Origin of the sequence: Hydrogenophaga sp. (assembly GCF_030651625.1) — a bacterium.
In the GTDB taxonomy this organism is placed as follows: Bacteria; Pseudomonadota; Gammaproteobacteria; order Burkholderiales; family Burkholderiaceae_C; genus Hydrogenophaga.
Genome location: NZ_JAUSCF010000009.1, coordinates 130,203 through 141,159 on the forward strand (window position 1 = coordinate 130,203; position 10,957 = coordinate 141,159).

10 protein-coding genes are annotated in these 10,957 nt (G+C 58.6%); all 10 read right to left on the reverse strand.

All coding sequences use genetic code 11. The annotated features are described in order from the left end of the window. Positions 1-15: 15 nt before the first annotated feature. Positions 16-1,146, reverse strand: a complete 1,131-nt coding sequence (gene ribBA, locus Q7V46_RS04105; protein ID WP_304912241.1) for a bifunctional 3,4-dihydroxy-2-butanone-4-phosphate synthase/GTP cyclohydrolase II — start codon at positions 1,144-1,146, stop codon at positions 16-18. After that, positions 1,143-1,787 carry a riboflavin synthase gene (locus tag Q7V46_RS04110; protein WP_304912242.1) on the reverse strand — a complete coding sequence of 215 codons (645 nt, stop codon included), beginning with the start codon at positions 1,785-1,787 and terminating at the stop codon, positions 1,143-1,145. The genes ribBA and Q7V46_RS04110 overlap by 4 nt, the downstream gene beginning before the upstream one ends. A 92-nt stretch (positions 1,788-1,879) precedes the next feature. Continuing rightward, complete coding sequence (ribD, locus tag Q7V46_RS04115; protein WP_304912243.1) at positions 1,880-3,025, reverse strand: bifunctional diaminohydroxyphosphoribosylaminopyrimidine deaminase/5-amino-6-(5-phosphoribosylamino)uracil reductase RibD; 1,146 nt, start codon at positions 3,023-3,025, stop codon at positions 1,880-1,882. Further along, entirely contained in the window at positions 3,025-3,495 is a 471-nt protein-coding gene (locus Q7V46_RS04120) for a type IV pilin protein (RefSeq protein ID WP_304912244.1), read from the reverse strand. The genes ribD and Q7V46_RS04120 overlap by 1 nt, the downstream gene beginning before the upstream one ends. A 4-nt stretch (positions 3,496-3,499) precedes the next feature. Beyond that, positions 3,500-7,252: a pilus assembly protein gene (locus Q7V46_RS04125; RefSeq protein WP_304912245.1), complete on the reverse strand. Its 3,753-nt coding sequence runs from the start codon at positions 7,250-7,252 to the stop codon at positions 3,500-3,502. A 21-nt stretch (positions 7,253-7,273) separates the two neighbouring features. After that, positions 7,274-8,002: a PilX N-terminal domain-containing pilus assembly protein gene (locus Q7V46_RS04130; RefSeq protein ID WP_304912246.1), complete on the reverse strand. Its 729-nt coding sequence runs from the start codon at positions 8,000-8,002 to the stop codon at positions 7,274-7,276. 7 nt (positions 8,003-8,009) lie between these two features. After that, positions 8,010-9,056 carry a PilW family protein gene (locus tag Q7V46_RS04135; RefSeq protein ID WP_304912247.1) on the reverse strand — a complete coding sequence of 349 codons (1,047 nt, stop codon included), beginning with the start codon at positions 9,054-9,056 and terminating at the stop codon, positions 8,010-8,012. Continuing rightward, positions 9,053-9,652 carry a type IV pilus modification protein PilV gene (gene pilV / locus Q7V46_RS04140; protein ID WP_304912248.1) on the reverse strand — a complete coding sequence of 200 codons (600 nt, stop codon included), beginning with the start codon at positions 9,650-9,652 and terminating at the stop codon, positions 9,053-9,055. Before pilV ends, Q7V46_RS04135 begins: the two co-directional genes overlap by 4 nt. A gap of 8 nt (positions 9,653-9,660) precedes the next feature. Beyond that, positions 9,661-10,209, reverse strand: a complete 549-nt coding sequence (locus Q7V46_RS04145; RefSeq protein WP_304912249.1) for a GspH/FimT family pseudopilin — start codon at positions 10,207-10,209, stop codon at positions 9,661-9,663. Between the two features lie 146 nt (positions 10,210-10,355). Beyond that, positions 10,356-10,805 (reverse strand): transcriptional regulator NrdR, encoded by a 450-nt coding sequence (gene nrdR / locus Q7V46_RS04150; RefSeq protein WP_304912250.1) that lies wholly within the window; start codon positions 10,803-10,805, stop codon positions 10,356-10,358. Positions 10,806-10,957: the final 152 nt, after the last annotated feature.

The following is a 10,957-nucleotide window of genomic DNA, read 5'->3' on the forward strand; positions in this document are numbered from 1 at the left end:
GAGACCCGTAGCCGCTCAGTCGTCGTGACCCAGATAGCCGGTGATTTCGAGCCCATAGCCCGTCATGCTGGGCATGCGGCGAGGTTTGCCCAAGAGCTGCATGCGATGTACGCCGCATTCGCGCAGAATCTGCGCGCCCACGCCGTAGGTCCGCAGGTCCATGCGCCCGCGTTCTGGTGCCTGGGCGGGGCGGGCTGTGCCTTCAAACTGGTCCAGCAACTGGGCAGCCGTTTCGCCACAGTTGAGCAATACCGCCACACCCATGCCCGCCTTCTCCAGGTGGCGGAGGCTGGCCTCCAGGCTCCAGCTGTGCATGGAGCGGCCCACTTCCAGCGCGTCGAGCACCGAAAGGGGTTCATGCACCCGCACCGGAACCGAGACGTCAGCGCTCCACTGGCCCTTGACCAGCGCCAGGTGCAACGCGCCGCTGGGCTGGTCGCGAAAAGCGGTGGCGCTGAACTCGCCGAAAGCGGTTTGCAGCGGGCGCGTGCCCAACTTCTGCACCAGCGTCTCGTGGCGGCTGCGGTGTTCGATCAGGTCGGCAATGGTGCCGATCTTCAGCCCATGTTCCGCAGCAAACAACTGCAGATCGGGCAGGCGCGCCATGGTGCCGTCGTCCTTCATGATTTCGCAGATCACCGCCGAAGGACTGCAGCCCGCCATGGCCGCGAGGTCGCAGCCAGCTTCGGTGTGGCCGGCGCGCATGAGTACGCCGCCTTCAACCGCCTGCAAGGGGAAGATGTGGCCGGGCTGCACCAGATCGCTGGCCTGCGCCCCGGCCGCCACGGCCACCTGAACGGTGCGTGCCCGGTCAGCGGCAGAAATGCCGGTCGTCACCCCTTCTGCCGCTTCGATGGAAACCGTGAAAGCCGTGCTCATCTTGGTGCCATTGCGGGGCACCATGGGGGGCAGGTTCAGGCGCTCGCAACGCTCACGGGTCAGCGTCAGGCAGATCAGGCCGCGACCGTAGCGTGCCATGAAGTTGATGGCTTCAGGCGAGACATGGTCTGCTGCCAGCACCAGATCGCCCTCGTTCTCGCGGTCTTCCTCGTCGACCAGAATGACGATGCGACCGGCGCGCATGTCTGCAACGATGTCTTCAACGGGCGAAATCTGGACCGGTGCCAGGGTGTCGGTGGCGCTCATGCGTTTTCCTTGGAGGGTAGGGCGCCTGCGCTGAGCATGCGCTCCACATAGCGCGCGACGGTGTCGATTTCGAGGTTGACCGTGTGCCCCCTGGCCAGCTGGCCCAGGGCGGTGTTTTCAACCGTGTGAGGAATGAGGTTGATGCTGAACTCGCAGCCTTGGGCGCTGTCTGTGATCTGGTTCACGGTGAGGCTCACGCCATTCACCGTGATGGAGCCCTTGTAGGCCAGGTACTTTCCCAGCGAGGGTGGCGCCATCACCCGCAGTTCCCAGCTTTCACCCACTTGCGCAAAATGCGTCACCTCGCCCACGCCGTCCACATGCCCGGACACAATGTGCCCGCCCAGGCGGTCATTGGCCCTGAGGGCTTTTTCCAGGTTGATGCGATGCCCTGGTTCGGCCAGGCCGGTGGTGCGGGCCAGTGACTCGGCGGAAATGTCGATCGTGAACTGCCGCTGGTCCGGATCGAGCGAGGTGACCGTCATGCAGGCGCCGTTGAGCGCAATGCTGTCGCCCAGGCCGACGTCGTCGAGGTAGCCTGGCGGCGCCTCGATAGCAAGCCGCCTGCCATGATCCAAAGAACTGCCCAAAGCGTGGAGGGCGGCGATGCGCCCCACGCCGGTGATGATGCCGGTAAACATTCGCGTATTTTCGCAGGGTTTGCCGGCCTTCTCCGGGCAGCGGTTGGCTTCGCCTGTTGCAAACGCCGAAACATCCCGGCGAAACGATGGAATCAACCCTTCAGAAAGTGGTCCCTTTCCACACCACGGGCCAGAATGCGCAGGTCTTTTCCCACTTGCTCAAACGACTGGAACTGCAAAGCCAGACCTTCACTCAATTGGCCCAGGGGCCCAAAATTCGACAAGCCGGCGCCTTGCCCCAGCAGCGTGGGGGCCAGGTAGAGCAAGCATTCGTCCACCAGCCCGGCGCGAAGAAAAGACCCGTTCAGCTTGTACCCCGCTTCCAGGTGCAGTTCGTTCACCTCACGCTGGGCCAGATCTTTCAACATGCCGTCCAGATCCACCTTGCCATGGGCATCCGGCAGGCACCTGATCTGCGCGCCCCGGGCCTCCAGCGCGGCCTGCCTTGCCGCGTCCGGCTGCGCGCAATAGATCCAGATCTGGCGGGCCAACCCGTGTGCGGCAGGTTGAAAAAGCCGGGCATCTGGCGGCGTTTCCAGCCGGCTGTCCACGATCACCAGATGGGGCTGCCGGGTGGCCGGCACCAGCCGTACGTCGAGCATGGGATCGTCTTCAAGAACCGTTCCAATGCCGGTGAGCACCGCGCACGCCCGCGCCCGCCACCTGTGACCATCACTGCGCGCTTCCGCGGACGTGATCCATTGGCTGGTGCCGTTGGCCAGCGCCGTTGTGCCGTCCAGCGACGCCGCCATTTTCATCCGCACCCAGGGCGTGCCCCGGATCATGCGGCTGAAAAACCCGATGTTGAGTTCACGGGATGCTTGCGATGCCGGGCTGCTCGCAGGCAAGAGTTCCACCTCGATGCCTGCGGCGCGCAGGCGGTCCAGTCCCTGGCCGGCGACTTTCGGGTTGGGATCGCCGGTGGCCACCACGACGCGGGCCACCCCGGCGGCGATCAGTGCATCGCAGCACGGGGGGGTGCGTCCATGGTGGGAACAGGGCTCCAGGGTGACATAGACGGTGGCGCCTTGAACAAACTCGTCGCGTTCTTGGGCATTCCGAAGCGCCATGACTTCGGCGTGCGAACCACCTGCAGGTTGGGTGTGGCCCTCGCCAATCAGGCCCCTTCCCGGTTGCACAATCACGCACCCCACTCTTGGGTTGGGGTTAGACGAAGCAACAGATTTGGAGGCAAGGCTTAGGGCTCGCTGAAAAGAATCAGCGCCCATTGGAAGCATCAACGGCCCCAACAACGAATGGTCAAATCCGCTCGGTTGTTGAGGACGTTTCCAGCCCCCTTCAGATTTTGCTGATTGAGCAACAGAATTCCACATTCGTCGTTTGCTTGCGCGTTCACTGGAACCGCTTGCAAGGTGAATGTGGCAGCTGCGGGCCCCGCAGCGAAGCTTATGTTGTAACGTGCGCCAGGACCGGCAGGCACCTGATTCAACCCAGCTTGGTTGATGAACGCTTGGTTGACTGCGACACCGTCCTGCGTCACGTTGTAGCTACCCGACAGTGTGTAGTTTTGCTCCAATCGCTGAGCCACGGCCAGAAGAAAGTTTTTGGCTTCTGCACGGTGGCTGCGTTGGATGTAAGCTGAGTAGCTGGGGACGGCGATTGCTGCCAATATCGAGATCACCGCCACCACAATCATCAATTCGATGAGCGTAAACCCCATTTGCGTTCGCATCTTTAGATGAGTCATGTGGTTATTTGGTGAGAATCTCACGCCAGAAATAGCGACCGCGAGGAGGGGTAGACATGTTCAAGGTTGGAGGATTTTCCTTGCAGTCATCTTGATTGCATACCACCGTCGGCCGGTTGAACTGATCGACATAGGTATTGCTCACCTTGATCACGCCTGTCGAGTCGACCGCAACGCCACCAACCAACGTGCCATCCACCACCAAGTTACCGCCCCTTCCGGTGCAGAAATTGACTGCCATGATGAATCCAGAATTCCCTGGCACGCATACATCCCCAGAAGGCCTGGTCGTTGCAAATAACACGGCGCCAGTATCCGGGGGCAAGGTCGGATTGCCGAGTACCCGTTCACCGCCGGTAAACACCATCCTCCACCCCCGCCGATCGGTCAAATCCGGAGTGGTCCAGTTACGCGTCACATTGCCACTTGGCAGAGTCGTCTCTGTGTAGGGAATGTTCACAATATCGCTTGCTGGAATGGTCAAAGAAGATGATATGCCTCTGTCGGTCACGCCATAGAAGCCTCGTTGTGCGGTATCCGTGTAGTCAGGATCTTCGTTGAGTTTGCCAGTCCCAAATGCCACATTCCATCCATTGCCGTCACAGGATTGGGCGACTGAAGGTGCCGTGGTGATCGGTTCGCCACTAGCGAAAACAACCCCGATGTACCGCCACGCACCACCTGATTCCGTGGGGCGTGCCACCACAAAATTACCGCCTTGGATTCGGGAATACTGGAACTTGTGCATGTTGCCAAGTGCGTCTCCCGCATATACGGTATCCATGAGGCCATCCAGATCCGTGTCCACCGGTGTGGGAGTCGCGAGTCCGTTTGCGCCAGCCGGCGCTCCAGTGGCTTCAAGCTTGACGTCCACGGCGCCGGTGTTGGCATTGAGCATGTACAAAAAAGCCCTGCCGTCATTCGACCCGAATCCATTGCCAACGATCACACGCCACTCACCGCTCGCTGTGGAAGAGTCGGCCGTTTTCGCAATTTGCTGGTAGGCGCCTGTGACCGGGTTGATCGAGGGTTCGTTGAAGGTGTACCCCAGATCACCATCTTGAGCGGAAGTGAACTCCCACATGGGAAGGCTGGACAGTGCGTCTTCCGTTGCCGTTGCAAAGCTGTTTTGCGTAGTGATGTCAAGGGCGTAATAGCCTCTTCCCCCTGCACCCAGGCCACCGACCAGCACCGTGCCCCATGTGGTTGCAGTTCTCTGTATGTCCCCAACCATCGGTGTGCTGTCGACAAAGTAGCGGTGCTGGAAATTAGGCTCGGTGAGTCCTGGCAGATTGTTGAACACCGCCGAAGGAATGAAGCCGAACAATTCGCGACCGTTTGCTCCCGAAAAGGCATGAAGCATGCCGTCATTGGCGCCCACGTAAACGACTGGTACGCGATTCCTCGTGGCTGCGCGGTACGCTGCGTGCCCCGGGAAGTTAGTTCCTGTGTAGGCAGGGCTGGAGCCAGCCAAGAACGTTACACCAGAATTCACGATATCGCCAAGGAGACCTGGTGCCCGAGGGCGGAAAAGAGCAGTTTCATTGGCACGATCCCCTCGAAGGTAGGAAACCCGCTCGCTCCCTATACCCCCGACATTCAAGACGAGGCGCTGGTCAGTATTGAGGGAGTCCCAGCGAAACGGCATGCGTGTATATGCAGTGTTACTCCACGCGGTGAAAATTTTGCGGTTGGCGGCATTGAGTCTGGTCAAGCCCGTGGGCGGAGTAAAGGTGGTATTGAACCAGTTGGATGCTTCCCAAACCGGTGTGTTGTTGCACTGTGCTGCGGTTTGTGTGGGTGTGCAAGCGCGAACGGTACCGCTCCAGTCCCTTGGGTTGTAGCCGGCGTAAATGATTTGACTGTCCGAAGTCTGGCGACTAGAGGTCACTGCAGCACTTGATGCCGACCCGACACTCGCCCTCGCGGCAATGTCGGCAAACGCACTGGATAGACCTGCGCGCAGAAGCGCTGGTGTGCTCCCCGCAAACCATGTGTCGGGAATACCGTCTCCATTTTTGTCCCAAGGCAGTGGGTTGGGTGGTGTGGGGGCCGTGGTTGGCCTCGGAATATTCGGGTTGTTACCCTGGGCGATTTCCGTGTCGAACCCACCGTACTTGGCGGCCAGCCAGTACTGGGAGCGCAGCGTCGCCGCTGCAGGCAGCCCACCCACGTTGTTACCGTTTTCAATCACGTCAACTATGTAAGTGCTGATGGTTTGTGTGCCTTCAAGATCAGGACGAATGTCGTTTGTATTCGCCCAGTGAGCCAGACCTGCCATGTAAGGTGTGCCATTGCTTGCTCCGCCAGCCCAGCCATTTTCAGCAAGGCCTTCCATGGTTCGCGTGGTGGTCCACAGGTTTTGAACGTTCAGTCCGTCTGGATCTGTGGGCGTGCCTCCTGTGCAGTTGGCACGTGTTGAGCCCGGTAAATTGCCATCACAGTGAGTGAAGATGTCACCCAAGGTCAGCATGAAGTTCCGCTGGCAAGTGTTGATCATGGGATCGCGCGTACCGCCGGCGAGCAGGGTTGATCCCGTGACCACGGGAAAGCCGTCCAGTTGCGCCGGCGTAATGTTGTTGACCCATGCTGCTGGGGGTGCACGTCCTCGCAAATAGAGTTGGGCTGCGTAGAACAGCTCACTGACAGGGTCGTTGCTCTTGTAGCCAGAAGCGTAGCCGAATTTGTTGAGGTAATTCATCAACCCCGAATTGTTGACTCCGCTGGGCCCCGAGTCGATGGTATCGGGGTTCGTGAACATGATGCCAGTGGATTGGTTCCATTCCATGTTGGTTTTGGTAGCGTCCCCAATAGTGTTGTCTACGACACCTGAACTCGTCACCTCCAGTGCGCCAACGCTCTTCAAAGGTGTCCTCAGCACTCCTCCGCTGCGGTCATTGCCATCCTGGCTCAAATAGCCAAAAGCGCCGAATCTGAGATTGTTGGCATATTGCTGAACCAAGCCTTCAGGCTTGGCGACGCCTGTGTATCGCGCTTGGCAGTTGGCTTCCCTCACATTGCCGGTCACCCCGAACGCAGGCGACGGGACGCAGACCTCAACGCGAATATTGAAACACCAACTCGTTCCTGCATTACCAGGCAATGGTGAAGCGGCACAGGTGGCACGTTGCTGAACGCCAGTCCAATCTACAAAATTACTGGCATTGGAGGTGACGAATTTTGAGCCGTATCCCCCCGAGCGCACCCACTTTTCTGCAAGGCGCTGTGCAGCGGGGACCCCAGGAGTATTTGTTCTTATGCGCTTGATGGGGTTGTAAGCATTTCGATCGCTAAACGAACGGATCAATACCGTGCGACCGGTTGTGTCACCCGCATGGGTAGTAGACATGGACGAAAAATTATCGCGCGTACCTCCCGTCATGACGGAACGAAACTGATCAAGGTTGGACATCGTCAACCAATTAAGGAAGTTCCCGCTCCATTGGGTGTTTGCCGGACACGTAGCATCGGCATTCATTGCACTGACTGGCGAAAAAGCCTCATTGGTGGTTGAGTAGGTGTAGCACTTTCTATTATCAAAATACCCGTCATACCGTTGGGTAATCGTATAGTCGGCGGCGGTATAGGACACCTGAAGACCGGTTGGAAATTCAACAGATAATGCCAATAGCACGTTTCCTGGCACAGCAGTGCTCTCAGGGGGCTGCTGGGTAGGAAAGAAATAGCCCCAACAATTAGCCGCGAAAAACGCTGAAATGAGGCCTGTGCCCAGCTTTAAGAAAAGATTAGTTTTCATTGCGAATTCCCTGATCAGAGCTCAAAGTGGCGAAAAAACGGACTGAAGCGTGACTGACGTGAGACCAGCGGGGCCTGCCGTGCGTCCAAAACCCACTGCCGTGATTCGAAAAAACATCTTGTTTGAAGAGCCGATGATGCCCAAGTCCGCAGCCTTGAACACCTCGATCATGTATCTCGGTGGGGGAATGCCCTGCGGCGCTGCGACGCCGTCGGGACCCACGAAGGGAGCATCCGTGAACTGCCCGTAACGTATCGTCGGTACTGCTGCGGCAATTGTTCCCGCACACGCACGCGGTGGATTGGAATTGTCTTCCCAGTTGGCACCACTCCAGACCGGCATGCCGCAGGCTGTAGATGCCTCAGCGGAATAGACGCCCTGCAGCGGCATAGCCTGACCGAGACCGCCGTCCTCGAGGGCAATGTCGTCGACGATGGGATTGGCTGCGATCCAGAAATTCCCTGCATCTACCGCATTGGCGGGCCTTGTACCCGCTGGTCGCAGAGTTCCGCAACCGACTGCAGCACAGAAGGTTCCGTTGAAGCGGATCCCCAGTATGTCTCGCTCAGCATCTCTCAGAGCCATTTCCGCATACTCCCGGGCCAAGGCACGGTCCCGATCGTTGGCGGCCATGCGTTCCTCGAACAGGGAGCCGCGCATGGCCATCACGCCGAGAATGGAAAGCACGATCAAGAAAATGAGGCTTGTGATCAGTACAAATCCATGTTGGGAAGACGTAGGCTTCATCATGGTTCTCTCAGAGCGGCGTAGCGTAGACAGCATTGCGCAAAGACACAACCGAGGTGAAGCGTTTCCACAAGCGGTTGTCCCCTGCTGCACGTGCGATATTGGGTGCGAAACCACCCGCCGCATTCCGCTGGCAAGTTGGGCGCGTGGGCTGAAGCACGGTGGTACCCTGGGCTGCCGCACCACGCGTGGCATCTGTGGCTGACACGATGCAAATCTCAACCGCTGTCACAGCCGACCAGCCTTGCACGCTGGCGGCAACGGCTGCGGCGCTGACATACTGAGCCTGCCCACCACCGGCCGCAACAGCTGCCCCCGGCGCGCCCGGTGCTGACATCTGGTATCGAAGAATGAACTCTTCCACACCCGGGGCCATACTCTGGGCCTGATTGTTGCCAGAGCCAGCGCAACGAAGTTGTGGAATGCCTTCGGCCGCTGGGACCTCTACAAAAAATCGATTGATGACAAACGTGGTTCCCGCCGGGACGTTTTGTTGCAGGCAGTCCACGCCAACACCGACCGCCGGGTTGGCTGCAATCAAGCTGTTGGCTGCGTTGGCAGCGTCATTGGGAATGGCTTGATAGGCAATCTGCAAACTGTGCCGTGTAGCATTTGCCGCACCACATGCCTGCACAGCCGGAGCCCCCGCGGTTAGTATTGCATTTGGCGTGCTTGTCATCGCGCCATCGCATCCAAACACAGGGGTCAGGCCAGCGAAAATGGTGCTGATGGGAGAGGAGACAGGAGCGACGGCCGGGTTTCTCAAGAACAAGTTGGTGAGCGCTTCGTTGCCTGGAATAAAAATGGCGGAAGCCTGCGCCCTATTGGCTGCATTCAGGTCAAAAATGTCAACGAAGCCTGCCTGAACGAGGTTTTGATGCAGGATGCCAGTGGCGATTCTGGCCGGTTCGTTGAGTTGGGTCTGATCCTCTCTTTGCCTCATCAAGTTATTGGAGTTTACATAAACAGTTCCAATGGCTAACAAGATGATCAAGCCAATAGCAATGCTGACGAGCAACTCAATCAGCGTTAACCCTCTTTGACGATGAGCATTCATGGGGTGACCCAAAGATTCAAACAACGAACACCGTCCACTCTTGGAGCCGGGCATGTATCATCTTCCCTACTGGCAATGCCCAAGGCAGCATCGTTGTCGGTTTCAAGTTCTGGCTTTTCCCTCCACATCACCACAACGCGCCGGGCATTGGGTTCCGTCACCCCGGCAGCCTCCACTGGAAAAATGGAGCCACGTCCGCCCGGCAACTCACGGGCAAGCGATTCGCGCCATTCGCGGAGGTCGCGTTGTGCAGCTTGTGCGGGGGTGCAGGCCGGCTGTGCGTTGAGTCCACACGCCGGATCTGCGGGCAACACTGCGGCCGCAGCGTAAGCATTGGCCGCCAGATAAGCTCCATCGGGGTTAGCTGCCGCAGTTGCCAAATTGGCAAGTGTCAGGGTGGTATTGTTGACACGCATTTTCTCGATAATGAAGTCTGCTTGGTGCAGTGCCTGGGTGCGCATAGCAGATGTCTGCTGGTACCGAGTGGATGCGAGTTGGAGTCCGGCCGCACCCAGCAGACCGATGGCCACTAGCAACAGGGTGATCAGCACTTCTATCAGCGTGGCGCCGCGCTGATAGGACGGTAATGTGTACATGCAATGTTTCATGGGATCTGACACACGCCTGGTTGTTCCAAACGAACGCGCCCAGTTTGATTTATCACTATATTTCGCGAGAGTGTCTCCAAACCTGGCGTCGTGGGGCAAATGCGAACAGAAAACAGTGGCAGCCCTAGCGGTTGACCGTTTGGCAAGAAAGTGATCGTTCGGTTTGCTGTTGAAAAACCAGAACGAATGAAATCCCGAGGAAGCGTGTCTTGCCGAATGACGGGATTGGCATCGGCAGGTAAGCCGAGGATCACGATCCAACCGTTTTCGAGATCGCTGTTGGTGCAGTTTTGGCCATTGTCACTGGGACAAACCGTGACCGGGGAATTGAACTGAACCGCTTCTGATCTCGCCAAGTACAGAGAGCTCGTGTAGTCGTTGACCATGGTTCGTACCGCAGTGCTGGTTCGAAGCTGTGTCCAACTGGGTCCGGCCAAAGCGAGCAGAACCGCGAGCATGGCCACGACAACCATCATTTCTATGAGCGTGAAGCCCCTGGAAATGCAGATCTGCCTGCGAATTGCGTGGGTAGGTTGACCGGTCATGAGGTGAGTGTCTCCTCCTGTAACAGCCGCTCGTCATCCCTGCCGACGAAAGCAAATGCCATCGCGACCAGCGGCAGAAAGCATTCACTTGTGTGCGGTTCTACACGCCAACTGAACCGGAAACCGTGCGAACTTTCTGCGCCAGTTCAACGCTTCACTTCATCCACCAGCGCCCGAAAATCATCAATGTCCTCGAAGCTCCGGTACACGCTGGCGAAGCGGATATAGGCCACCTTGTCGAGCTTCTTGAGCTCGCGCATCACCATTTCGCCCAGCCGCGCTGCAGGCACCTCACGTGCACCCAGGTTGAGCAGCTTTTCTTCAATGCGGTCGATCGCTGCATCGACCTGTTCGGTGCTCACGGGGCGCTTGCGCAACGCCAAGCTGAACGAGGCGCGCAGTTTGGCCGGAATGTAGTCCACCCGGCGCCCGTCTTTCTTCACCACGGCGGGGAAACTCACGTCTGGCCGCTCGTAGGTGGTGAACCGTTTTTCGCAGTGGCCGCATTGCCGCCGGCGGCGAATGAAGCCTGCGTCTTCCGACACGCGCGTTTCCACCACCTGGGTTTCGAGATGTCCGCAGAAGGGGCATTTCATCGCAGGAAGCCCATGTCTTGCCGCCGGGCCGCCCCAAGGCGAGACGCACCCCTGTAGGGGGCAGCGACCTGCGAAGCGGTGGAGCGTGGGGGCATCATAGAACTTGCCGCCGGGCCGCCCCAAGGCGAGACGCACCCCTGTAGGGGGCAGCG

Bases quoted from the DNA above. Each gene is read 5' to 3' on its own strand.
- nrdR (WP_304912250.1), bottom strand. From the start codon at position 10,805: ATGAAATGCCCCTTCTGCGGACATCTCGAAACCCAGGTGGTGGAAACG.
- Q7V46_RS04135 (WP_304912247.1), bottom strand. From the start codon at position 9,056: ATGAATGCTCATCGTCAAAGAGGGTTAACGCTGATTGAGTTGCTCGTC.
- Q7V46_RS04125 (WP_304912245.1), bottom strand. From the start codon at position 7,252: ATGAAAACTAATCTTTTCTTAAAGCTGGGCACAGGCCTCATTTCAGCG.
- Q7V46_RS04130 (WP_304912246.1), bottom strand. From the start codon at position 8,002: ATGATGAAGCCTACGTCTTCCCAACATGGATTTGTACTGATCACAAGC.
- ribD (WP_304912243.1), bottom strand. From the start codon at position 3,025: ATGCTTCCAATGGGCGCTGATTCTTTTCAGCGAGCCCTAAGCCTTGCC.
- pilV (WP_304912248.1), bottom strand. From the start codon at position 9,652: ATGTACACATTACCGTCCTATCAGCGCGGCGCCACGCTGATAGAAGTG.
- Q7V46_RS04110 (WP_304912242.1), bottom strand. From the start codon at position 1,787: ATGTTTACCGGCATCATCACCGGCGTGGGGCGCATCGCCGCCCTCCAC.
- Q7V46_RS04120 (WP_304912244.1), bottom strand. From the start codon at position 3,495: ATGACTCATCTAAAGATGCGAACGCAAATGGGGTTTACGCTCATCGAA.
- Q7V46_RS04145 (WP_304912249.1), bottom strand. From the start codon at position 10,209: ATGACCGGTCAACCTACCCACGCAATTCGCAGGCAGATCTGCATTTCC.
- ribBA (WP_304912241.1), bottom strand. From the start codon at position 1,146: ATGAGCGCCACCGACACCCTGGCACCGGTCCAGATTTCGCCCGTTGAA.